Raw genomic sequence first — 22187 nt, forward strand, 5'->3', positions numbered from 1 at the left:
CAATGACCGCAGTTGATTTCAACACCGTTCTGCCCGAGGTGATCCTCGCGCTTTACGCGATGGCCGCGCTCATGTTCGGTGTCTACACCGGCAAGGACAAAGTGGCGGTGCCGCTGGTCTGGGCCACGTCGGGGCTTTTCGTGGCGCTTGCGCTGTGGATCGGCCTTGGCGGCGAGGGCAGCCGGACGGCCTTCCACGGCATGTTCAACGACGACCCCTTCGCGCGCTTTGCCAAGGTGACGATCCTCGTATCTTCTGCCGCCGTGCTGGTGATGAGCCAGGACTATATGCAGCGCTACAATATGCTGCGCTTTGAATATCCGGTGATCGTGACGCTGGCTGTGACCGGCATGATGATGATGGTCTCGGCCGGTGATCTGATGGCGCTCTATATGGGGCTCGAGCTGCAATCGCTCGCGCTTTACGTGACCGCCGCGATGCGCCGCGACAGCGCGAAATCCTCGGAAGCCGGGCTGAAATATTTCGTCCTCGGCTCGCTGTCTTCCGGGATGCTGCTGTTCGGCGCCTCGCTGGTTTACGGCTTTACCGGCACGACGCAATTCGACGGCATCTTCGTCGCACTTCAGGCCGATGTCTCGCTGGGGCTGCTCTTTGGCCTGGTGTTCATGCTGGCGGGTCTCGCGTTCAAGATCTCGGCGGCACCCTTCCATATGTGGACGCCTGACGTCTATGAGGGCTCGCCCACCCCGGTGACCGCCTTCTTCGCCACCGCGCCGAAAGTCGCCGCGATGGCGCTGATCGCGCGGCTGGCCTGGGATGCCTTCGGCTCGATCCCGGCGCAATGGGGCCAGGTGCTGGCGGCGCTGTCGGTTCTGTCGATGTATCTCGGCGCGATTGCCGCCATCGGCCAGAAAGACATCAAACGCCTGATGGCCTATTCCTCGATCGCCCATATGGGCTATGCGCTGATCGGTCTTGCCGCCGCGACCACCGGTACGGCAGACCAGGCCGTGCAGGGCGTCCAGGCCATGCTGATCTATATGGTGATCTATGTCACCATGGGCGTGGGGTCCTTCGCCTTCATCCTCGGGATGGAGCGCAATGGCCGCCCGGTCACCGATGTTGCCAGCCTGAAGATGCTCTCGAAGACCGAGCCGCTGAAGGCGCTGGCGCTTCTGATGCTGTTCTTCAGCCTTGCTGGTGTGCCGCCCTTTATCGGCTTCTACGCCAAATTCGCGGTGCTGAAAGCGGCGGTGGATGCGGGCATGGTCTGGCTGGCGGTCGCGGGCGGGATCGCTTCGGTTATCGGCGCCTTCTACTATCTGCGCGTCGTGTATTTCATCTATTTCGGCGATACCGAAGATCCGGCGGAAAGCCGTATGTCGGCGGTACAATGGGTGGTGATGATGGCGGTAGCTGCGATCCTTGTGCTCGGGGCGATCAACCTCTTTGGCATCGAGGAGCCGGCTTTGACGGCGGCAAAAGCGCTTGTGCTCTGACCTGGTAACCCGGGTCGAGCTGGCTTCGGTCGACTCCACCAATCTCGAGGCCTTCCGGCAGGCCCCCGATCTTCGGGGCCTCTGTGGATTCTGGCGGGCGAGCAGACGGCAGGGAAGGGCAGGCGGGCAAGGCCCTGGACCAGCCCGCCGGGGAATTTCTACGGCAGCCTCGCGCAACGCCTGGACGACCCCCCGCGCGCCTGGGGCTGCGGAGTTTCATCGCGGCGCTGGCGCTTTATGACGCCTTTGTCGCGGTTGTGGGGAATGGCACGGGTTTCGCGCTGAAATGGCCCAATGACGTGCTTCTGAATGGGGGCAAGCTGACTGGGATCCTGCTTGAGGCCTCTGGCCCGATACTGGTCATCGGGATGGGCGTGAACCTCCTCCATGCGCCGCCGGCTTCGGCGGTAGAGCCGGGCGCGGTGGCGCCGGTTTCCTTGCTTGGAGAAACCGGGGTGCGGGTGACGCCCGCGCGCTTCCTCGATGCGCTGGCGCCTGCGATGACGCATTGGGAAGCCATTTTCCGCACCGAGGGGTTCGCGCAAATCCGCACCGCCTGGCTGTCGCGCGCCGCGCGGATTGGCGAGAAGATCATCGCCCGCACCGGATCCGAGACCCGCGAGGGTATATTCGAGACCATCGACCAGGACGGCAATCTGGTTCTGCGCATGGGCTCTGGCACCGTTGCCATTCCGGCAGCGGATGTGTTTTTCTGACACGAACCCCAGGGAGCGGCGAATGCTTCTCGCGATCGACTGCGGCAATACCAATACCGTCTTTGCCATCTGGGACGGGGCGAAGTTCATCGCCACCTGGCGCATCGGCACCGATCACAAACGCACGGCAGATGAGTATTTCGTCTGGCTTTCCTCGCTTTTGCTGCTCAACCGGCTGGAGGTGAAGATCGGTGAGGTGATCATCTCGTCTACCGTGCCGCGGGTGGTGTTCAATCTGCGTGTGCTGTCAAACCGCTATTTCGACTGCCGCCCGCTGGTGGTGGGCAAGCCCGAATGTCTGTTGCCGCATCAGCCGAGGGTCGATCAGGGCACGACTGTCGGCCCCGACCGGCTGGTGAACACGGCAGGCGCCTTTGACCGGCATGGCGGCAATCTGATCGTGGTTGATTTCGGCACCGCGACCACCTTTGACGTCGTCGATACCGATGGCGCCTATATCGGCGGTGTGATCGCGCCGGGGGTGAACCTGAGCCTTGAGGCACTGCATATGGCGGCGGCCGCGCTTCCCCATGTCGATGTGACGCGGCCCGCGCAGGCGATTGGCACGAATACGGTGGCCTGTATGCAGTCAGGCGTGTATTGGGGCTATATCGGCCTTGTCGAAGGCATCGTGCGCGCCATCCGCGAGGAACGCGATCGCCCGATGAAGGTGATCGGCACCGGCGGCCTTGCGTCGCTCTTCGCCCAGGACACTGAGATTTTCGAGTCGATTGAGGATGATCTGACCATGCATGGCCTCGTCCTGATCCATGAGTACAACAAGGAAAACGCATGAAGAGTGAACGGCTGATCTACCTTCCGCTGGGTGGTGCCGGCGAAATCGGGATGAATGCCTATGTCTACGGCTATGGCGCCCCTGGGAAGGAGAGGCTGATCCTCGTGGATATGGGGGTGACTTTCCCCGATATGGACGGGGCTCCGGGGGTCGAGGTGATCATGCCCGACATCACCTGGCTGGAAGAACGCGTGAGCAGGCTTGAGGCGATATTCATCACCCACGCCCATGAGGATCATATCGGCGCGCTTGGCCATCTCTGGCCGAAGCTCAAAGCCAAAGTCTATGCGCGGAAATTCACCGCCGCCATCGGCAAGCTGAAGATGGATGAGCTGGGCCATCCGACCGATGCGATTGTGACCGTGGGTGCGCGCCCTGATGTGGTCGAGGCGGGGCCGTTCCGCGTGCAGTTCGTGCCGCTTTCGCATTCGATCCCGGAATCGGCGGCTCTGATCATCGACACGCCCGCAGGGCGCGTGGTGCATTCGGGCGATTTCAAGCTCGACCGTTCGCCGGTCGTGGGCGAGGCCTGGGATGATGCGCTCTGGCAATCGGTGGCCGACGAGGCACCGGTCAGGGCGCTGATGTGCGACAGTACCAATGTGTTCTCGACCCATCCGGGGCGGTCCGAGGCGACTTTGGCCGAGCCTTTGGCCGAGCTGATCAAGGCATCAGAAGGGATGTTCGTTGCAACCACCTTCGGCTCGAACGTGGCGCGGCTGAAGACGCTCGCCGAGGCGGCTGTGGCGGCGGATCGCACGATCTGCGTCATGGGCCGCTCGATGAAGCGGATGCTCTCGGTCGCCGAGTCCACCGGGGTGCTGACCTCTTTCCCGCGGGTGGTGTCGACCGAAGACGCGCTGGAAGTGCCGCGCCGGAACCTCATGCTGCTGGTGACCGGCAGCCAGGGCGAGCGGCGGGCGGCTGCGGCGGCTTTGTCGCGCGGCAAATATCTGGGCCATGAGCTGAAAAGGGGCGATACCTTCCTGTTCTCCTCGCGCACGATCCCGGGGAATGAGAAGGGTGTCTACAAGATCTGGAACGAGTTTTCCGAGAAGGGCGTGCGGGTCGTCGATGATGCCGGCGGGCTCTATCATGTCTCGGGCCATGCGAACCGTCCGGATCTGGAACATGTGCACCGGCTGTTGCTGCCGGATATGCTGATCCCGATGCATGGCGAACACCGGCATCTGACCGAACATGCGCGGATCGGGTCTGAGGGCGGGATCGCGACACAGGTGGCGGTCAACGGGATGATGGTCGATCTGACCGGCGAGCATCCGAAGGTCGTTGAATATGTCGAGACCGGGCGGCTTTATCTGGACGGGACTGTGCTTATCGGGGCGATGGACGGGGTGATCCGCAACCGGATCCGCATGGCGCTGAACGGGCATGTGCTGGCGACGGTAATCCTTGACGAGGCAGGCGAGCCGCTGGGCGAGCCCTGGGTCGAGATCATGGGGCTGACGCCGACCGGCAAAGGCGGGCGCGATCTGGCCGAGACGATGGAGGCGGAGCTTGATGAATGGATGGGCCGTGCCGGGCGCAAGGTTCTGAAAAACGATGACAAGGTCGAGGATGACATGCGCCGCATCATCCGCCAGGTCGCGGTGGAAGAAATCGGCAAAAAGCCGGAAGTGACCGTGGTGGTTTCGCGTCTTTTGCCCGAATGAGGTCACGGCTGGCGGGACGGGGTTCCGCCGGTTGACGGATCCTGCGCTTCCGCGCCGGATCTGTTTTTTGCGGGATCTCCCGATCCGTGGGCCGGACCAGAGGCCCGACCCACGGATCGGGAGCGAAGAGCACGGCCTTTGGCCGTGCGACTTTAGCAGCATAGCAAAGCCCGCCACTGGCGGGCTTTGCTATGACTGCCGCCCAGAGGGGCAGACTTCTGCAGATCTGGACAGGAACAGCAGGTTTCTTTCGGCCTCTGACTGCGGATATCGGTAAGCATGGCATCGAGCGGGGCTCGACAGGGCCTGTCGCCAGAACGGCCGGAAGTGGGAAAAGTGCCACCTGCGACGAGGCGACACTTCAGCCTTCAGGCCGCGAGGTTTGATGCCAGGAAGTGGCCCGACGCCGCTTGTAACAAGCGTCCTATGGGAGAATGCCAAGGGAGCAGTTCTTGCAATCTGTCAACGGGTATGGTTACGTTCCCCGACAGCGCGCCTGCCCGCACCGTGACCGGTATGGGCGGTATGCAGGACCCGCCAGCGCAGCGGCTCGCTATCGGGAACGGATGCAACACCGCTGGCCCCGCGACTGAACTATGCCGACGGGATCGACCTCGTTCGTTCAAGGCCGGTCGGGATCGGGCTGAACTGCTATCATTGCGATCGCCGCTCGCGCCCATGCACCGTTCAACCGCCGGCTGGCGGTAAATGAGCGCGAGCGCAGCCTCGTGATCTTTCGATTCGGCGACGAATGACCTTTGGCCGGTCTGTGCTGGCAACATGTCCAGACGCAGAAGCCAGCGATTGCAATGACCCTCACCGCATCACAGTCAAGGATAGCGCCCGCTTTACGGCCTGGGCCCACCCTCAGCATCGCGGATTAAACAGGGCTTTCCGGTGCCGGCAAAACAAGCCACTGCCTGCGAGCAAGTATCCGCAACTGCGACACATAGTTGGCGGGTGTTAAGCGCCTTCGCGCGACGCTGTTCAACCTCTCCCCGGGCCACCAACGTCATCGCTATGATCTGAGCCGTAACCTCATTCGGCCACCGTCGGGCCGGTTGCCATGACCTGCGCCCTTTGGGTCCCTCGTTCATCACGAGAGTCTGCGGGTTTGTGCTCTGCTCCCTTGGTTAGGACCGCCGCGATCTGGAGTTTCGCGGCTCTGATCACGGAGGCGGGCTGGCTGCGCCACCGGGAATATGCAGGTTGATCGGCACGTTGTAACCGATCGCACTGTGAGGCCTGACCTCGTTGTAGTCTCTGCGCCAAGCCTCCAACTTTTCGCGCGCATCCGCAAGGTCCATGAACCAGTGGGCGTTCAGGCACTCCGCCCGCAGCTTGCTGTTGAACGCCTCAATGAAGCCATTGTCGGTGGGTTTCCCCGGTCGGGAGAAGTCCAATGTGACACCATTGGCATAGGCCCACAGATCCAGGTCGCGGGAGATAAACTCGCTGCCGTTATCGACCCTGATCGTCTGCGGGTAGCCGATCTGCCGACAGACCCGTTCGAGCGTCTGAACCACATCCTCGCCCCGGTAAGCAAATCGGGGATCCGTCGCCGGGCAATAACGCGAATGGATATCCACGATGGTCAGGATCCGCAGTTTCTTGCCCAGGGCGAGCTGGTCATGGACAAAATCCATCGCCCAGACCTCGTTCGGTCCGGAGGCCTCCTGTCGGTCCTCGCGCAGCCTCGCCTTCACCCGGCGCTTCGGATGCCTGTTGCGCAGCTGCAGGCCCAACTCATTGTAAATCCTGCGTGTCTTCTTGATGTTCACCTGCCAGCCCTCCCGCCGCAGCAGCACATGGATGCGCCGGTAGCCATAGCGCACACGCGTTTCGCAGATCTCGCGGATCCGCAGTTCGAGGCCGGCCTGCCCGGTGCGACGGGATTTGTAATGGTAGCTCGAAGTGTCGAACCGCTGCGCCTGGCAGGCCCGTCGGATCGAGACACCCCAGTCAACCAGAAGCCCGTCAACAAGCTTGCGCGTCCGGACAGGCCTCAGAGCTTTCGGCGGATGACGTCCTGCAGCATCTCGCGGTCGAGCGTCAGGTCCGCCACGATCTTCTTCAGCCGTGCATTCTCGTCCTCAAGCGCCTTCAACCGCCGCATCTCATCGGGAAGCAACCCGCCATAACGCTTCTTCCAGTTGAAGTATGTGGCCTGGCTGATCCCCGCCTTGCGGCAGATCTCGGCAACAGGCGTGCCTTCCTCGCCCTGCTTCAGAATGAACGCCTTCTGCGCTTCCGTGAACTTCGATGCCTTCATCGTCTTCAGCTCCTCTCCCAGCCAGGGAAAACTAGCCGAAAACTCCAGCTTAAGACGGTCCAGTTTCCAGGGGGCAGAGCAGATTGCACAAGCGTCCGGCGCGTTCTGAGCGGCGTCTTGTTTCCCAGAGACGAATGCGGTCTGACGGCGTTGTAATCGCAGCGCCAGAGCGCCAGCTTGCGGCGGGCGTCGTCCAGGGCATCGAGGATCCCCTCATTCAAGAGCTGGTCGCGCAGACTGCCATTGAAGCTTTCGCTGAAGGCGTTCCGCTGCTGTTTGCCCGGGTCGATGTAATGCCAGGGCACCTCGTTCTTGTTGGGCCAATTCAGGATGGCACGGCTGGTGAACCCGGTGCCGTTATCGCTGACTATGCAGGCGGGCTTTCCGTCGATCCGCACCAGCGCATCCGGCTCGCAGGCGACAGACATGCCCGAGATGCAGGTATCGGCAGTCAGGCAGAGGTTCTCCCGGCAGCAATCGTCGATCACCGCCAGACTGCGGACCTTGCGCGAGGCGTCGAAGCTGTCGGCGAGGAAGTCGCGCGAGCAGCGGGCCTTGGGATGTGGCCCCCGGCATAGGCATGCGTGACCCGCGGGCCCGCTTGCGCCCGCGCCGCCGCTTCACCGAACGCCCTTCCTCCCGATAGAGCCGGCAGAGCTTTTGAGGGTCATGAGCATGCCCTTGCGCTCAGGCAGGATACCGGTCCGACAATAGCCGAAGCGGAGCCGCTTCCCGGCGATCTCCTTCATTTCCTCGCGGATTTCGGGCCTTGCCAGTGGGCCTGACCCAATGGCGCCGTAATGGCTCGATCCGGCGGGCATGTGCGCCGGATCGTTTTGGGGTCGACACCGACAAGCTGGCAGCCGCGGCGTTGCGAGATATCCTGATCCTGCATGGCCCCGGGCGCGGCCTCTTGCCGCCTGGTCAATGTCGTCAGTTTTTTGCCGGAAGATCCCTCAGGACGACATTGTCGGGCATCGTGTCGGCCAGCAGGCGCATGAGCCTCGCGTTCTCATCTTCCAGCGCCTTCAGCCTGGCGGCCTCGGAGACCTCCATGCCACCATACCTGGCTTTCAGCTTGTAGAACGTCGCCGGGCTGAGGCCATGCCTGCGCCATACCTCAGTTGTTGGCATGGCCGTCTCTTGCTCCCTGATCATCCCGATTATCTGTGCCTCGGTGAAACGGCTCTTCCTCATGCGTCTGCTCCTTCGCGGTTGAGCAGACCCTACATCAGACTCGGGGACCTCGCGGGGGGCTGGTCAGGAGTGCAACGCTGCGTGCTGCCATGGCACAGACGGTCGTCGCGGTTTTCACGCGACGGCTTCGGGAACACGCGACCGAACGCGCGGCGCTGATCGCTGCCTATTTGCTCGAAGGACTTTTCCGTCCCGTGCTGGAGAAGGCGATGTGAGACGTCATCGGCCCCTGCTCGAGCTGGCTGAAGGAGCACCAGATGCGCCAGGTCCCTTCGCCTGGCATGTCGGGAAGATTGGCGGAGCCTCCTTTCATGCATGTCGCAATGATGATTTGCTGACTATACTCCACCGGCTGCTCGACAATGAGGAAGCGGAAGGCGAGGCGGCGTTCGAGCTCGGCCTCGCGCATACGGTGTGCGCGTTCGATGGCGGAGATGTGGTAACAATTCTTGCCGGCTAGGACACGGCGAGGCTGCTTTTCGCGCGCGCGCATGGCCGATGATGAAAGGTCCGACGCGCGAGCCCATAGGTCATCGATTGATCTCGTTCCCGGCTTTGCGGCGAAGCGGAGTGCGGCGGATATGCAAGACAGTCTGACCGATCTGGCCACCGCAGCGCGGGTTAGAACAAAAGCGTTGCGAACTGGCTGCGTGGCGCGATGGCTTGCGCCCCATCAGGACGTGGATCTTGAATGGACCGAACTCGCACGCACTGTCCAGCGAGCGGCCGACAATTTTGCCCGTCTCAGCTGGATTAATGCCGCTACAACCATGGATCGCATCCTGGCCGTCTTTGACGCAGGCTGCGCCACCGCGCATGGCAACGGCTTGCGGTCCATGCAACGGGCCTGTGGCGATGCGTCTTTCCTGTCTGCGGCTGCGGCCTCTTCGATACTGACGGGCTGGCTGTGGCCATTATCATCCGGAGATTTGACCGCAGGGGGATAGTGGCGCGGCGCGCGCGCGGGGCAAGGTGATGCTTTGGCGCAGGGAAGCTGTCGCAGGAGTGTCGGCTTCAGGGCCTTGAGCTGCGCAGTCTTTCCGGTTTCAGGCGCGAGATGGCCCAAGCATAGGGTCTGCGCGCATCAGATAACAGCTCGGATGCGCGCAGATCTGTTCAGATCGGCTGAAGCCAGTCTTCGCTTTCGCCAGCCTCATCTGCGGCCTCGTTTCCGGCCACATCTGCCACCGCCGGAGCCAATGCCGAAACCTCTGCGGCAGCCGGGGTGCTTTCCGGGTCGCGGGCGGCACTCTGTGCTGCCATTGCGGGCGCGGCTGCGGGCGTCTCTTCCGGGCTGTGGTCCGGGGCGGGATTGTCTTCCGCCGCGCTGTCCTCGGTGGGGGAGGGCGTGCTGATCCGGAAGCTGCGCAGCAGGAAGTCGGGAACATGGTCGCCCATGCCGATCACGGCGGGGCCATCGTCGCGGCGGTCGCGGCGGTCGTTACGGCGGCCACCTGCATCCCGGCTGCCAGTATCACGGGCGAGCGATTCGCGGCCAGCGGACTCGCGGTTGCCATCGCGGGCGACCGGCTCGCGGCGGGGTTCGCTGTATGAGGGGCTGCGCGAGCCGCCTTCACGTCCGGAGCTGCCCCTTGCACTGGCCTCTTTCTGGGGGGCCTCGCTGCGCTCGGGCTGCGCCTTCGGCGCGACGGCGTCTGCCTGGGGGGCTGCAGCGGCGCGGTCTTCGTCCTGAGCGCGTTCGCGCCCGCCGCGGGACCGTTCGCGGCCCTTGCCACTGCGCGAACGCTCACCACGCTCACTGCGGTCCCCGCGGTCAGACCGCTCGCCACGCGGTTCGCGGCTGGTGCGCGACGAACCGGCGTTTTCGAGATCGAGCCCTTCGGGCAGCTCTGCGCGCGGGATTTCCTGTTTCACCAGGCTTTCCACCGCAGCCAGCTGCTTGGCGTCAGACGGTGTGGCCAGGGTGAAGGCGCGACCATGGCGGCCGGCGCGGCCGGTGCGGCCGATGCGGTGCACGTAATCCTCGGGATGGCCGGGCACATCGAAGTTGAACACATGACTGACCGCCGGAATATCAAGCCCGCGCGCCGCCACATCAGAGGCCACGAGGATATGCAGCGAGCCGTCGCGGAAGGCATCGAGCGTTTTTGTCCGCTGCGACTGGTCAAGGTCACCATGGATGGGAGCTGCGTTGAAACCGTGCGATTTCAGCGATTTGGCGACAACATCTACATCCATCTTGCGGTTGCAGAACACGATGCCATTGGTGCAGGTTTCGCCTTCTGCCGCGATCAGCGACCGCAGCACGGCGCGCTTTTCGGTGAAGGACCGGTCTTTGCGCGACGGTGTGAAATACACGACCTTCTGGTCGATATTCGTATTGGTGGTGGCCTGACGCGCAACCTCGATCCGCGCGGGGGCGGTCAGGAATGTATTGGTGATCCGTTCAATCTCGGGCGCCATGGTGGCCGAGTAGAACATCGTCTGGCGGGTGAAGGGGGTGAGCTGGAAGATGCGCTCGATATCGGGGATGAAGCCCATGTCAAGCATCCGGTCGGCCTCATCGACCACCATGATCTGCACGCCGGTCAGCAAAAGCTTGCCGCGTTCAAAATGGTCGAGCAGCCGGCCCGGCGTCGCGATCAGCACGTCGACGCCACGGTCAATCAGCTTGTCCTGTTCGCCAAAGGCCACGCCGCCGATCAGGAGCGCCTTGGTCAGCTTTGTATGTTTGGCATAGGTGTCGAAATTCTCGGCCACCTGGGCTGCAAGTTCGCGCGTCGGCGCCAGCACGAGGCTGCGCGGCATCCGGGCGCGCGCCCGGCCCTGGCCGAGCAGCGTGATCATCGGCAGCGTGAAGCTTGCGGTTTTACCGGTGCCGGTCTGGGCGATCCCAAGCACATCGCGGCCCTTCAGAGCTTCGGGAATGGCTTCAGCCTGGATCGGCGTGGGCGTCTCATACCCTGCTTCGGAAACGGCCTGGAGAACCCGGGGATCAAGGGCGAGGTCGGAAAATTTGGTCATATGCGTCCAATAGTGGCGGCAAGGGTCATGAGGACCGGCCGCGAGTGGGGGCGGGACGCAGGATTTCAGGCGCCCCATCGGAACAGCCCGCCGGATTGCGGGTTCCGGCGCCAGATAGCGTGATTTTGTACAATGGTCAATCTGAGGCACCTTTTTGTGCCGGATTGTGACCTTCTGGTTGCGAGTTCAGCGTGTTTTCGGCGGATTGGTTCCGCTCTGAGGGCGGTGCAAAGGGGCACCCCGGGGCAGGCAGCGGATCTGCGCCTGTTTCGCCGGGCGACCGCAGATTGAGGGCGCGCGGGGCTTGCGCGGGAGAGCAGCTATCCCGACATGCGCAAAGGAAACCCAGTTCGGAGACGAGAATGAAATGTCCGGTCGACAACGAGACGCTGCTTATGACAGAGCGCCAGGGGGTCGAGATCGACTACTGCCCAAAATGCCGGGGCATCTGGCTCGACAGGGAGAGCTGGATAAGCTGATCGAGGTCGCCGCCAGCAAGGCGATGCCGGCTGTGACCCAGGCCGAGCCGCAGCGCGCCAGCCCGCCACCTCCTCCGCCGGTCAGCGAAGCGGCCAGGCCGCACCCTGAACAGGACCGCTCTGTCTCTCCCGCCGCCCGCGCGTCAGAGCGGATGGGCTTTGATCAGCGCGCGCGCCATACGCCGATCCCGGATCCGAGGGATCAGGACATGTCCGGCAGCCGCAAACGCTATGATGACGATGACGAAGATTATGATGACCGCAACCGGGGGCGCCGCAAACGCGGAATGGGGAGTATCCTGGGCGAAATATTTGATTTTTGATAAAAAAAGGGCCGGGACAGGGATCTCCCGGCCTTTTCAGTCAGTCCTGGTGATGCTTCGCTCTTGCGCTCGGGTCGGTATCCCGGGCGCAGACCAGCTCAGGCCATCATTTCTTTCGTCGCCGTCAGCCGCAGCGCGGGATAGTCGCGCGCCACGCGGTCGATGTCCCATTGCAGCCGGGTGAGGAACACGAGGTCGCCGTCATTATCGGTGGCGATATGCTGCTTGTTCAGATTGACCATCTTTTCGATCTCGTCCCTGTCGCCCGAAATCCAGCGCGCCGAGGCGAATTGCGAGGGCTCGAACCGCACCGGGATCTGATATTCCAGCCCGATCCGCGAGGCGAGCACGTCGAATTGCAGCGCGCCGACCACGCCGACGATAAAACCAGAGCCGATGGCGGGCTTGAAGACCTTGGCTGCACCTTCCTCGGCGAACTGCATCAGCGCCTTTTCCAGGTGTTTGGCCTTCATCGGGTCGGTCGCGCGGATATTTTGCAAGAGCTCGGGCGCGAAAGACGGGATCCCGGTGAAGCGCAGCGTCTCGCCCTCGGTCAGCGCGTCGCCGATCCTGAGCTGACCGTGATTCGGGATGCCGATAATGTCGCCGGCCCAGGCCTCATCCGCCAGTTCGCGGTCGGCGGCGAGGAACAGTACCGGATTGGTCACCGCCATCAGCTTTTTCGAGCGCACATGCGTCAGCTTCATGCCGCGTTCAAAATGGCCCGAGGCGAGGCGGACAAAGGCCACGCGGTCGCGGTGTTTCGGGTCCATATTGGCCTGGACCTTGAAGACAAAGCCGGTGACCTTTGGTTCTTCGGCGGCCACGGCGCGTTCGGCCGCCTTTTGCGGCTGCGGTTCGGGGCCGAAATTGCCGATCCCCTCCATCAGCTCTTTGACGCCAAAGGAATTGATCGCCGAGCCGAACCAGATCGGCGTCATCGCGCCTTGCAAAAACGCCTCGCGGTTAAAGGCGGGCAGCAATTCCCGCGCCATGGCGATTTCCTCGCGCAGCTGCGCCAGCTGGTCTGCGGGGATATGATCGGCAAGGCGCGGGTCATCCAGCCCGTTCAGCCTGATCGATTCCGCCACTTTGTTGCGGTCGGCGCGGTCCATCAGCTCAAGGCGGTCATTCAGCAGGTCATAGGCGCCGAGGAAATCGCGCCCCGAGCCGATCGGCCAGGAGGCCGGTGCCACGTCGATCGCCAGATTCTCCTGGATTTCGTCTATGATCTCGAATGTGTCGCGCGCCTCGCGGTCCATCTTGTTGCAGAAGGTCAGGATCGGCAGATCGCGCAGCCGGCAGACCTCGAACAGTTTCCGCGTCTGGCTTTCCACGCCTTTCGCCCCGTCGATCACCATGATCGCGGCATCGACGGCGGTCAGCGTGCGATAGGTGTCTTCGGAAAAATCCGAGTGGCCGGGCGTGTCGACCAGATTGTACCGGAACTCGCGATATTCAAACGACATCGCCGAGGCCGAGACCGAGATGCCCCGGTCCTGTTCCATCTTGAGAAAGTCCGAGCGCGTGCGCCGCGCCTCGCCCTTGGCGCGCACCTGGCCCGCCATCTGGATCGCTCCCCCGAACAGGAGAAACTTTTCGGTCAGCGTGGTTTTGCCAGCATCCGGATGCGCGATGATCGCGAAGGTCCGGCGGCGGGAAATCTCGGGCGGAAGGGTGGGGGCGTTGTCCAGCATGGCCGGGCTTTTAGCGCCTGTCGCTGTCGCCGTCTATCGCGCAGGCGGGCCGGGGGAAAGATCCGCTCCCGAAACCGGCCAGGCGTTGCCGGCTGGACAAAGCGGGGCCCGCATGTTTGCCTTTTGCGCAGGTGTGTTACGAGGATCTGGTCGATGCGTCTTCTGGCTGTTGTTTTCGCGCTGATGTCCGCGCTTCCGGTGCAGGCGGCCTGGTTCACCGACAATGGCGCGCGCGAAGCGATGTCGGTTCTGCGCGCGAAGCCTGTCGCAGATCTCAGCCCGACCGAACGCGAGATCCTGACGGCGGCGAACCGCATCGGCTGGATTGCTGTGCCTGACTGTGGCTGGGGATCGAACGCGGTTCTGGTCACGGTAGAGGGCCAGGATTACGCGGTGACCTCACTGCATCTTCTGACCGGAAGGGGGCCGGGCCAGGTGCATTGCGACCCGGGTCTTGACGCGATTTTCCTGCCCAATGCCTCTTACATCTTGCCAGACATTTCGTACCAGACCGGCGACGAGGCTGTCCGCCGCATGGAATTCGAAAACAGGATTGTCGATCTGGAGCCGGATCCGGTGAATTTCACCCGCTCTGGTGCGGGGATGCCCTGGGTCGGGGACTGGGTCGCCTATCGGCTGACCGAGACCGTCTCGGATGATATCATGCCCGATTTCGCCTGGGGGGCCGGGGGACTGCGCGGGTCGATGCCCTGGTCCGCGCAGCAGAACCCGGCCGGGCCGGTCTGGGTGATCGGCTATGACGGGCGGTTCGAGCAGGAAAACGGCTGGGAGTTTTCCTGGCAGGGCTGTGAACAGCGCAAGACGCGGCCCGATAACGGCATGATCTATTTCACCTGCGATGCCGCGCCCGGCGCAAGTTCCTCGCTGATTGCGGTGATGGAAGACGGGCGGCTGACCTTTCAGGGTATCGTGACCGGGGTGATGGATCCGGCAATCGGCACTGATATTCCGGTCCCGAACAGCGCGCTGATGTGGAACATCGGCACGCAAAGCGCAGGCATCCAGGCGAAACTCGACCCCGGATCCCTGCCAGAACCAGACGGCTGGCGCGGCCTCTGGCGCTGATCCGCGCGCCGCTCAGCCCGGTTTGTTGTTTTGCCCGCTGCTCTGTCCCGTGCTCTGTCCGGCGACACCTTGTGCCGGGTTCCGGTTGCCGCCTGCGCCACGGCTGTGCCAATGCGCCGGGCCTCCGATGGAATCGAGAAATTGCCGCCCGGCCTCGGTGCCGAAATGCTGCAGATGCGCGAGGCCGGGAAATTGTGCGCGCACCTCGGAGGCGAATTGCGGTGGCAGCCGCGAGATGGTGGCGTCGTTCACCATCAGGCTTTCGACCGGGATACCCTCGGCATAGATGATCTCATGACGGTCGAAGATCAGGCTGAACCAGTCTGTCACTCCGGATTCGCGGATGAAAACATGTTCTTCATCAACCAGATGGCGGGCCTGGACCAGCAGCTCGGACGTGGCCAGCCCCGGCAGTTTATGACGCTGGTAAAGGAACATACGGTGATGCTGTCCGACGATCAGATCGCCGGAATTGCCCAGCGTTCCGGCCAGAATCACCACCGGCGCGAAGGCCCCGATGGCGCGCAGGCTTGCCCGCCCGATATGGCGCAGTTCCTGCGGGCCATGATCGCGGGTCAGAAGCTTCATCCCCGGGCGCAGCGTCTCGATTGCGACCATCTGACCGCTGGCGAGCGAGATCCTGGTGCCGCGCGCGAAGGAAAGGCTCATCATCGCCGTCAGCCGGGCATCGCGGGGCGAGATCTCGACCGCCAGCAGCGCATATTCCGCGCGGTCCGAGACCGGAGACAGCGGCAGCACCCAAAGCGCGTCCGCCCCGTCCTCGCCGATCCGGATCAGCAAAAGTTCCACCCGGTCACCATCATCGGCCATCAGGGTGTAGCGCGCGATCAGCCGCACAAGATCCCCCGCCTGACCGACCGCCGAGCCGGCAGCAACCCGCTGCGCGCCGCAGTCACCGGCGGCCTCAAGCAGCAGGCGCGACGGGGCTGCGCCCAGCTCAAGCTGATAGATGTCGCCGCTTTCGACGTCATCGGGCAGGCCGAGCCCGTCGCCACTGTTCACACCGGAAGAGACGAAAATATCCCCGGCCGCAAAAACCTGGCAGGCCTGGCCCGGCGCCGCGCCGCCCGCCGTTGCGGCAGATGCGGTATGGTGCTCCTGGCCGGGGCTCTGGCCGGGGCTCTGGTCGGGGAGAGTAGTCATTTTGCCGGATCTGTCCTGAAACTATGCCCATGAAAACGAGGCCTGCTAATCTGAAATCAGGCCCCAAAAATCGCCCTTGCCGCCATCTTGACGTCGCCGGCCAGGGTTTGACCGCAAGGTGTTTCCGACTGGTTATTACGCTGATCTATAACAGTCCGCGTCGCGCGCGGTCAAACGCGGCTTGTGATAAACACCCGGGAAGAAGCGCATTTTCCTGGATTTTCCTGCGCGGCCGCAACGGCGTTGCCCCCGACGCGACTGTGCGTCTGGCCCCGGTCGCGCATAACCGCGTCGCGCAGAGGCCGATCCTGTGCCGCAGCGCCCTTGCGCGAGGTACTGAGTTTGAACGGGGGCTTGCAACCCGGCAGGGGCATTGTCAGGCTGGCCGCCGTAAAAGCGCGAAAGGAAGCGACATGGATCTGGGCATCAGGGGTAAGACCGCGCTGGTCACGGCGGCGTCAAAGGGGCTTGGCCGGGGCTGTGCGGAGGCATTGGCGGCGGCGGGGGTCGATCTGGTGATCTGTGCGCGCGGCGAGGCGGCTTTGGTGAAGACTGCCTCGGAACTGTCTGAAACCTATGGGGTTTCGGTGACGCCGGTCGTTGCGGATATCACCGATGCGGCGGCACGGGCGCGGGTGCTGGAGACCGCCGGCGCGGTGGATATTCTGGTGACCAATGCCGGCGGCCCGCCTCCGGGCGTCTGGAGCGACTGGGACCGCGACGATTTCATCCGCGCGCTTGATGCGAATATGCTGACGCCGATCGCGCTGATGCAGGCGCTGGTGCCGGGGATGATGGAGCGGGGCTGGGGCCGGGTGGTCAATATCACCTCGGCTTCGGTGCGGGCGCCGGTGGATGTGCTGGGTCTCTCAAACACCGCGCGCACCGGGTTGACCGGCTTTGTCGCCGGCACCGCGCGTCAGGTGGCGGGGAAGGGGGTTGCGATCAACAATCTCTTGCCCGGCATCCATGCCACCGACCGCGCCGTGGCGCTGGATCAGGGGGTCTCGGCCAAAACCGGGCTCAGCCCTGAAGAGGCAAAGCGCCAGCGCGAAGCCACGATCCCGGTGCAGCGTTACGGCACAGCGGCGGAGTTTGGCGCGACCTGTGCCTTCCTCTGTTCTGTCCATGCCGGGTTCATCATCGGGCAGAATATCCTCGCGGATGGCGGGGCGACCAATCTGACGATCTGATCACCTCCCCCGGCGGGGTCACTCATCCGCCGGGTCCATATCGTCCGGACCTATCCCGGCCTGGGGCAAGAGCGTGGTGATCTTGTAAAGCAGATTGCGCGCCGCCCGGGCGAGGCCGGGATCATTGGCCTCGACATGTCTGAGCCCGCAGGCGAGTGCTTCCAGCTCATCGGGCGTCAGCACGGTCGGCGGCAGCATCAGTGGCGAGCGCAGGATATAGCCCAGCCCGCGTTCGCCCGTCACCGGCAGGCCGGTCGCCGCCATCATCGCCATGTCGCGCCAGACCGTGCGGGTCGAGACCCCAAGGCTGACTGCCAGCTCTTCCGCCGTATGCAGCTTGCCGTCGCGCAGGATCTGCACGAGGTCGTAAAGCCGGGCATCGCGTTTCATCTCATCGACCTCTCAGCCCTGGGGCGCCCGTGCCGCGCCTCCTGTGGTGCCGCCCGGGCCGGGCATCCCCGTCAGGGCAACTGACAAAATACTGTCAGTTGACCAGAGGGCACAAGTGGAATGGCTCTTTTATCCGCCCGTCGATTGGCCCTACCCTGGGACCATATCGCGGTCACAGCGGCCGCGAAGACGTGAATCACGCCCTGGCTGTCAACCACCGGGGCCCCGTTTGGATGGAGGTTTCCATGCTTCAGAATATCGGCCTTCCCGGCCTTCTGCTTATCGCCGTTGTTGTTCTCGTGCTCTTTGGCAAGGGCAAAGTGTCCTCGCTGATGGGTGAGGTCGGCAAGGGCATCACCGCCTTCAAGAAAGGCGTGTCTGATGGCACTGCCGAGATCGAGAAAGAGCGCGCCGAGGTTGCCAAGGATGTGACCCCGGCCGAGACCGTGGCAAAAGACAAGGTCTGAGCCGCAAGGGTCATCGCTTCCTCTGACGACCCCTTACCGGGCCGGGCAGAGACGGGCGAGGCAGCCTTGTTGCAGGCAATGCGCCGGCCGGATGGCTGGCCGCAAGCCTTGCAGGCGGGGTGACCCTGGGGACAACACGCATTTAAGGAGAGGCGCGGATGGAAGTCGGCTGGTCCGAGCTTCTGGTCATTGGTGTGGTGGCGCTTGTCGTCATCGGACCGAAAGACCTGCCCGAGATGTTCCGCACTTTGGGGCGGTTCACGGCAAAACTCAGATCCATGGCACGGGAATTCTCGCGCGCCATGGAAGATGCCGCAAAGGAGAGCGGTGTCCAGGATGTCGCCAATGACCTGCGCAAGGTGACGAGCCCCAAAAGCATGGGGCTCGACGCGGTGAAATCGGCGGCGGATAAGTTCGAGAAATGGGATCCGCTCAAGACCGCGCGGGGCAGCACGCCTGCCACGACGGCGGCAGCGGGCGGGGCTGTGGCACCTGCTGCGGCGGTCGGGCTTGGATCCGCCGTTGCGGCCGATCCCGCCGGGGCTGAGACGGGCGCGATCCCGGATCCCAATGCGCCTGTTTCTCCCGGTGCCGCTGCTGGCCCGAACACCACCGATCTCGCAATGAAACGCGCCGAGCGTGAGGCCATTGCCCGCGAAGCGGCAGAGCGGCTGCGCAATACTCCGCCTCCGGCGCAAAGCACCGCGAGTGCTTTCGAGGATGCGCCAGAGACAATCCCGGCGACGATCATCGCGCCGCCGGTGACCAGCACACCGCTGGGCGTGGCGCCCGCCGCAAAGCCCGCCGCAAAGCGCAAGGTCGCGGCGGCGAAGGCCGAAGCCGCTGGCGATCCCGGCACCAAAGCCAGCGCGAGGACCGCCGCAAAGACCAAAGCGGCACCTGCCCCGAAGTCTGAAAAGCCGGCGGCAAAACCCAGAACGGCAGCGGCAAAGGCAGAGACCGGCACAACCGCCGCGAAGCCCCGCAAGACTGCCGCAAAACCGGCTGTAAAAACTGGCCTCGATAAGGCGGAGGATCAGGCATGACCCAGGAGATCGAAGACAGCTCCGCCCCGCTGATCGAACATCTGATCGAACTCCGGAACCGCATTCTCTGGTCGGTCGGGGCCTTCCTCGTCGCGATGCTGGCCTGTTTCGTGGTGGCGGAACCGATCCTCGGCTTCCTGCTCAAGCCGATCGAAAATGCGATGCGCGCGCTCGGAAATCCCAATCCGGTGATGCAATATACTGCGCCGCAAGAATATTTCTTTACCCTGATCCATGTCTCGGTGATCGCGGGTCTGGTCGTCAGCTTCCCGGTGATCGGCTATCAGATGTGGCGTTTCGTGGCGCCGGGGCTTTATAAAAGCGAGAAGCGCGCTTTTCTGCCCTTCCTGCTGGCCTCACCGGCGCTGTTCCTGCTGGGGGCCGCCTTCGCGCAATTCGTCGTCACCCCGATTGCGATGCAGTTCTTCCTGGGCTTTGCCTCGGTCACCTCGATGTTCAACGCGGTCTTCGGCCAGGTCGCAGGGGCGCTGCATGACAGCTCACAGGTGGTGATCCCCGGCGCGGCACCGGCGGTGCCGGCTGCGACCGGCAGCGGGATCGGCATCGTCTTCCAGGGTAAGGTCAATGAGACGCTTGATATTTCGCTCAAGCTGATCTTTGCCTTCGGTCTGTGTTTCCAGCTGCCGGTGCTTCTGACCCTGATGGGGCGCGCCGGGCTGGTGACGGCAAAGGGCCTGGCCGGCGTGCGCCGCTATGCCATCGTGATCATCCTGATCGTGGCCGCAGTCGTCACCCCGCCCGATATCATGTCGCAACTGATCCTGTTCGCCGCCGTCTATCCGCTCTATGAAGTTTCCATTTTCCTCGTGCGCCGTTTCGAGAAGAAACAGGAAGCCGAGGCACGTGCGAATGGCGAATGGGAAGAGGACGCGGACGAAGCATGACGGATACTCTGAGCGGGGGCGATCTGGCCCCCCAACTCACCCGGATCGCAGCGGCGCTGGAGCGAATGGCTCCGGCGCCTTTGCCCGATCCTGATTTCACCGAGGCCGAGGCCTTTGTCTGGGCCACGGGGCCGGAACGGCTTGACCCCGTTCCGCATGTCTCGCGCGTTGATATCTCGCTGCTGGTGGGCGTCGACCGGTCGCGCGACACGCTTCTGGAAAACACCCGCCATTTCGCGCGCGGGCTGCCCGCGAATAACGCGCTTCTGTGGGGCGCGCGCGGCATGGGGAAATCGAGCCTCGTCAAAGCCGCCCATGCGCAGATCCTCGCAGAAGGGCTGAGCCTCAAGATCGTGGAACTCGCGCGGGAAGACCTGCCGACGGTGGCGCGGCTCCTGTCGCATCTGCGCGCGGCGCCGGAGCAGCGGTTCCTTCTTTTCTGCGACGATCTCTCTTTCAGCCATGACGACCAGCATTACAAATCGCTGAAAGCTGTGCTGGATGGCGGGATCTCGGGCCGACCGGAAAATGTGCTGTTCTACGCCACTTCGAACCGCCGTCACCTGATGCCGCGCGATATGATCGAGAATGAGCGTTCTTCTGCGATCAATCCCGGCGAGGCGGTCGAGGAAAAGGTCTCGCTTTCGGACCGGTTCGGGCTCTGGCTCGGCTTCCATCCCTGCAGTCAGGATGAATATCTGGAGATGATCCGGGGCTATTGCGACGCGCATGGCGTGACCGTCAGCCCCGAGCGGCTGCGCGCCGAGGCGATTGAATGGCAGGCGACGCGCGGCTCGCGCTCGGGCCGGGTGGCCTGGCAGTTCTTCTGCGATCTGGCGGCGCGCGAAGGCGTGACGCTGGCGGCATGACAACAGACTGAATGTGGCGCGGGCCGGCCACTTTGCGCCCGTTGCGCAAAGAAAGGGCGGCCCGATGCTGACGGAAATCCTGGTCCTTCTGGCGCTGATCGCGTTGAACGGCGTCTTTTCGATGTCAGAGCTGGCGGTCGTGTCCTCGCGGCCGGCGCGGCTGAAAAGCATGGCCGCCACGTCGCGCGGCGCCGCCCAGGCGCTGCGGCTGTCGGAAAATCCGGGGCGGTTCCTCTCGACGGTGCAGATCGGGATCACCGGGGTCGGGGTGCTTTCGGGCGCGCTGGCGGGGGATACGCTGGGCGGGCGCCTTGCCGCCTGGCTGGCGGCGGGGGGGATGAGCGACGCCTGGGCCTCGCGGATCGGGGTCGGCGGTGCCGTGATCGCGATCACCTATGTCTCGCTGATCATCGGAGAACTGGTTCCGAAACAGATCGCCTTGCGCAATCCCGAGGCGGTGGCGGCAAAGGTCGCGCCGATGATGGCGCTTTTGTCGGTCGTGGCGGCGCCGGTCGTGTGGTTTCTGGAAAATTCCGGCCGGCTGATCCTGAGGCTTCTGGGGCAGCGCGGCGAGAGCGGTAACAGGGTCACCGAGGAAGAGGTTAATGTGCTTTTGACCGAAGCGCAGCAGGGCGGCGTTCTCGAAGAAGAAGAGCGCAATATGATCTCGGGCGTGATGCGGCTGTCCGATCGCACCGCACGCGCGCTGATGACGCCGCGCCAGGAGGTGACGACGCTGCCGGTGGATCTGGAACCCGATGAGGTGGCGGCGCGGGTCAGCGGGATCAGCCAGAGCCGTATCCCGGTTGCCGATTCGGCGGGAGATGTGCTGGGGGTGATCCGGCTCGCGGATCTCTATGGCGTATTGGCGCGGGGCGATCTGCCGGATCTGCGCAGGCTTTTGCGCAATGTTCCGGTGATCTCCGACCGGATGGAGGCGCTGGATGTCGTCGCAGTGCTGCAGCGGTCGGGCGAACACCTCGCGCTGGTCTATGATGAATATGGCAATTTCGAAGGGCTGATCACGCAAAGCGACCTCTTGCAGGCCATCACCGGCGCCGAGGCCGGGGCGGACCCACGCGAGCCCCCGGTCTTTGAACGCACCGACGGATCGCTCCTCGTCGCAGGCTGGATGCCGGCTGATGAGTTTTGTGACCGTATGGGCCTGCCGCGCGATGCGGCCGGCGAATATGACACCGTGGCGGGTCTGGTCCTGCACCAGCTCGGCCATATGGCGGGTCTTGGCGAGCGTTTTGCCCTGCAGGCGCCGGATGGCGTGGCCCTAAGCTTCGAGGTCGTGGATCTCGACGGGCTCAGGATCGACAAGGTGCTGGTGTCAAAGCTCTGATGCCGGCGCGTCTGGCTGGCTGCGGATGCCTCCGGCGGGGATATTTAAGAGACAGATGAAATCCGCTCTTCGTCTTTTCATCTGTCTCTAAATATCCCGGGGGGTCTGCGTCAGCAGACGG

General features: G+C 63.7%; 15 protein-coding genes and 5 pseudogenes. 14 read left to right on the forward strand and 6 right to left on the reverse strand.

Translation table 11 applies throughout. The features are described 5' to 3' along the window. The first annotated feature begins 2 nt into the window (after positions 1–2). The 4 genes and pseudogenes from nuoN (at position 3) to QNO18_RS09060 (ending at position 4645) form a co-directional block, all read left to right on the forward strand. On the forward strand, positions 3–1460 hold the full coding sequence (gene nuoN / locus QNO18_RS09045) for an NADH-quinone oxidoreductase subunit NuoN (RefSeq protein ID WP_283177403.1): 1458 nt from the start codon (positions 3–5) through the stop codon (positions 1458–1460). Beyond that, positions 1450–2176, forward strand: a pseudogene (locus QNO18_RS09050) (biotin--[acetyl-CoA-carboxylase] ligase). Before nuoN ends, QNO18_RS09050 begins: the two are co-directional and overlap by 11 nt. Positions 2177–2198: 22 nt before the next feature. After that, positions 2199–2972, forward strand: a complete 774-nt coding sequence (locus QNO18_RS09055; protein ID WP_198837529.1) for a type III pantothenate kinase — start codon at positions 2199–2201, stop codon at positions 2970–2972. Beyond that, the gene (locus QNO18_RS09060; RefSeq protein ID WP_283177404.1) at positions 2969–4645 is read left to right on the forward strand and encodes a ribonuclease J; all 1677 of its coding nucleotides are present in this window, start codon (positions 2969–2971) and stop codon (positions 4643–4645) included. The genes QNO18_RS09055 and QNO18_RS09060 overlap by 4 nt, the downstream gene beginning before the upstream one ends. Before the next feature lie 1169 nt (positions 4646–5814). Here the strand turns inward: QNO18_RS09060 and QNO18_RS09065 are convergent. Further along, positions 5815–6917, reverse strand: a protein-coding gene (locus QNO18_RS09065; protein WP_283177405.1) for an IS3 family transposase whose coding sequence is annotated in 2 segments (ribosomal slippage) — positions 5815–6656 and positions 6656–6917 — 1104 coding nt in all. Because the reading frame shifts where the segments join, the coding sequence is not laid out codon by codon here. 5 nt (positions 6918–6922) lie between these two features. After that, positions 6923–8114, reverse strand: a pseudogene (locus QNO18_RS09070) (IS3 family transposase). Positions 8115–8203: 89 nt separating this feature from the next. Between QNO18_RS09070 and QNO18_RS09075 the strand changes: the two are divergent. After that, on the forward strand, positions 8204–8329 hold the full coding sequence (locus QNO18_RS09075) for a hypothetical protein (protein WP_283177406.1): 126 nt from the start codon (positions 8204–8206) through the stop codon (positions 8327–8329). Positions 8330–9830: 1501 nt separating this feature from the next. Here QNO18_RS09075 and QNO18_RS09080 read toward each other — a convergent pair. After that, positions 9831–11099: pseudogene (locus QNO18_RS09080) on the reverse strand (DEAD/DEAH box helicase); the annotation flags it as partial. Between the two features lie 362 nt (positions 11100–11461). Between QNO18_RS09080 and QNO18_RS09085 the strand changes: the two are divergent. Together QNO18_RS09085 and QNO18_RS09090 are read left to right on the forward strand one after the other, a co-directional pair. Then, positions 11462–11583, forward strand: a pseudogene (locus QNO18_RS09085) (zf-TFIIB domain-containing protein); the annotation flags it as partial. Between the two features lie 18 nt (positions 11584–11601). Continuing rightward, entirely contained in the window at positions 11602–11901 is a 300-nt protein-coding gene (locus tag QNO18_RS09090) for a hypothetical protein (RefSeq protein ID WP_283178767.1), read from the forward strand. A gap of 98 nt (positions 11902–11999) precedes the next feature. Here the strand turns inward: QNO18_RS09090 and QNO18_RS09095 are convergent, their stop codons facing one another. Beyond that, entirely contained in the window at positions 12000–13598 is a 1599-nt protein-coding gene (locus QNO18_RS09095) for a peptide chain release factor 3 (RefSeq protein WP_283177407.1), read from the reverse strand. Positions 13599–13751: 153 nt separating this feature from the next. Between QNO18_RS09095 and QNO18_RS09100 the strand changes: the two genes are divergently transcribed. Then, on the forward strand, positions 13752–14684 hold the full coding sequence (locus QNO18_RS09100; RefSeq protein ID WP_283177408.1) for a hypothetical protein: 933 nt from the start codon (positions 13752–13754) through the stop codon (positions 14682–14684). A 12-nt stretch (positions 14685–14696) separates the two neighbouring features. Here the strand turns inward: QNO18_RS09100 and QNO18_RS09105 are convergent, their stop codons facing one another. Then, complete coding sequence (locus QNO18_RS09105) at positions 14697–15848, reverse strand: Hint domain-containing protein (protein WP_283177409.1); 1152 nt, start codon at positions 15846–15848, stop codon at positions 14697–14699. Positions 15849–16261: 413 nt separating this feature from the next. Between QNO18_RS09105 and QNO18_RS09110 the strand changes: the two genes are divergently transcribed. Next, complete coding sequence (locus tag QNO18_RS09110) at positions 16262–17041, forward strand: SDR family oxidoreductase (protein WP_283177410.1); 780 nt, start codon at positions 16262–16264, stop codon at positions 17039–17041. Between the two features lie 18 nt (positions 17042–17059). Here QNO18_RS09110 and QNO18_RS09115 read toward each other — a convergent pair whose 3' ends face one another. Beyond that, positions 17060–17431, reverse strand: coding sequence for an HTH domain-containing protein (locus tag QNO18_RS09115; RefSeq protein ID WP_283177411.1), 372 nt, complete (start codon positions 17429–17431; stop codon positions 17060–17062). A 245-nt stretch (positions 17432–17676) separates the two neighbouring features. Between QNO18_RS09115 and QNO18_RS09120 the strand changes: the two genes are divergently transcribed. The 5 genes and pseudogenes from QNO18_RS09120 to QNO18_RS09140 all read left to right on the forward strand — a co-directional run bounded on the left by QNO18_RS09120 (position 17677) and on the right by QNO18_RS09140 (position 22066). Next, the gene (locus tag QNO18_RS09120; RefSeq protein WP_198837520.1) at positions 17677–17898 is read left to right on the forward strand and encodes a twin-arginine translocase TatA/TatE family subunit; all 222 of its coding nucleotides are present in this window, start codon (positions 17677–17679) and stop codon (positions 17896–17898) included. Positions 17899–18056: 158 nt separating this feature from the next. Further along, a pseudogene (gene tatB, locus QNO18_RS09125) lies at positions 18057–18350 on the forward strand (Sec-independent protein translocase protein TatB); the annotation flags it as partial. Positions 18351–18940: 590 nt separating this feature from the next. Then, positions 18941–19849 carry a twin-arginine translocase subunit TatC gene (gene tatC, locus QNO18_RS09130; RefSeq protein WP_283177412.1) on the forward strand — a complete coding sequence of 303 codons (909 nt, stop codon included), beginning with the start codon at positions 18941–18943 and terminating at the stop codon, positions 19847–19849. Then, positions 19846–20718: an ATP-binding protein gene (locus tag QNO18_RS09135; RefSeq protein ID WP_283177413.1), complete on the forward strand. Its 873-nt coding sequence runs from the start codon at positions 19846–19848 to the stop codon at positions 20716–20718. The genes tatC and QNO18_RS09135 overlap by 4 nt, the downstream gene beginning before the upstream one ends. A gap of 64 nt (positions 20719–20782) precedes the next feature. Beyond that, complete coding sequence (locus QNO18_RS09140) at positions 20783–22066, forward strand: hemolysin family protein (RefSeq protein WP_283177414.1); 1284 nt, start codon at positions 20783–20785, stop codon at positions 22064–22066. Positions 22067–22187: the final 121 nt, after the last annotated feature.

This window comes from Gemmobacter sp. 24YEA27 (genome assembly GCF_030052995.1).
Classification (GTDB): domain Bacteria; phylum Pseudomonadota; class Alphaproteobacteria; order Rhodobacterales; family Rhodobacteraceae; genus Pseudogemmobacter.

Bases quoted from the DNA above. Each gene is read 5' to 3' on its own strand.
- tatC (WP_283177412.1), top strand. From the start codon at position 18,941: ATGACCCAGGAGATCGAAGACAGCTCCGCCCCGCTGATCGAACATCTG.
- QNO18_RS09110 (WP_283177410.1), top strand. From the start codon at position 16,262: ATGGATCTGGGCATCAGGGGTAAGACCGCGCTGGTCACGGCGGCGTCA.
- QNO18_RS09060 (WP_283177404.1), top strand. From the start codon at position 2,969: ATGAAGAGTGAACGGCTGATCTACCTTCCGCTGGGTGGTGCCGGCGAA.
- QNO18_RS09055 (WP_198837529.1), top strand. From the start codon at position 2,199: ATGCTTCTCGCGATCGACTGCGGCAATACCAATACCGTCTTTGCCATC.
- QNO18_RS09090 (WP_283178767.1), top strand. From the start codon at position 11,602: ATGCCGGCTGTGACCCAGGCCGAGCCGCAGCGCGCCAGCCCGCCACCT.
- QNO18_RS09100 (WP_283177408.1), top strand. From the start codon at position 13,752: ATGCGTCTTCTGGCTGTTGTTTTCGCGCTGATGTCCGCGCTTCCGGTG.
- QNO18_RS09135 (WP_283177413.1), top strand. From the start codon at position 19,846: ATGACGGATACTCTGAGCGGGGGCGATCTGGCCCCCCAACTCACCCGG.
- QNO18_RS09075 (WP_283177406.1), top strand. From the start codon at position 8,204: ATGGCACAGACGGTCGTCGCGGTTTTCACGCGACGGCTTCGGGAACAC.
- QNO18_RS09095 (WP_283177407.1), bottom strand. From the start codon at position 13,598: ATGCTGGACAACGCCCCCACCCTTCCGCCCGAGATTTCCCGCCGCCGG.
- nuoN (WP_283177403.1), top strand. From the start codon at position 3: ATGACCGCAGTTGATTTCAACACCGTTCTGCCCGAGGTGATCCTCGCG.
- QNO18_RS09120 (WP_198837520.1), top strand. From the start codon at position 17,677: ATGCTTCAGAATATCGGCCTTCCCGGCCTTCTGCTTATCGCCGTTGTT.
- QNO18_RS09105 (WP_283177409.1), bottom strand. From the start codon at position 15,848: ATGACTACTCTCCCCGACCAGAGCCCCGGCCAGAGCCCCGGCCAGGAG.
- QNO18_RS09140 (WP_283177414.1), top strand. From the start codon at position 20,783: ATGCTGACGGAAATCCTGGTCCTTCTGGCGCTGATCGCGTTGAACGGC.
- QNO18_RS09115 (WP_283177411.1), bottom strand. From the start codon at position 17,431: ATGAAACGCGATGCCCGGCTTTACGACCTCGTGCAGATCCTGCGCGAC.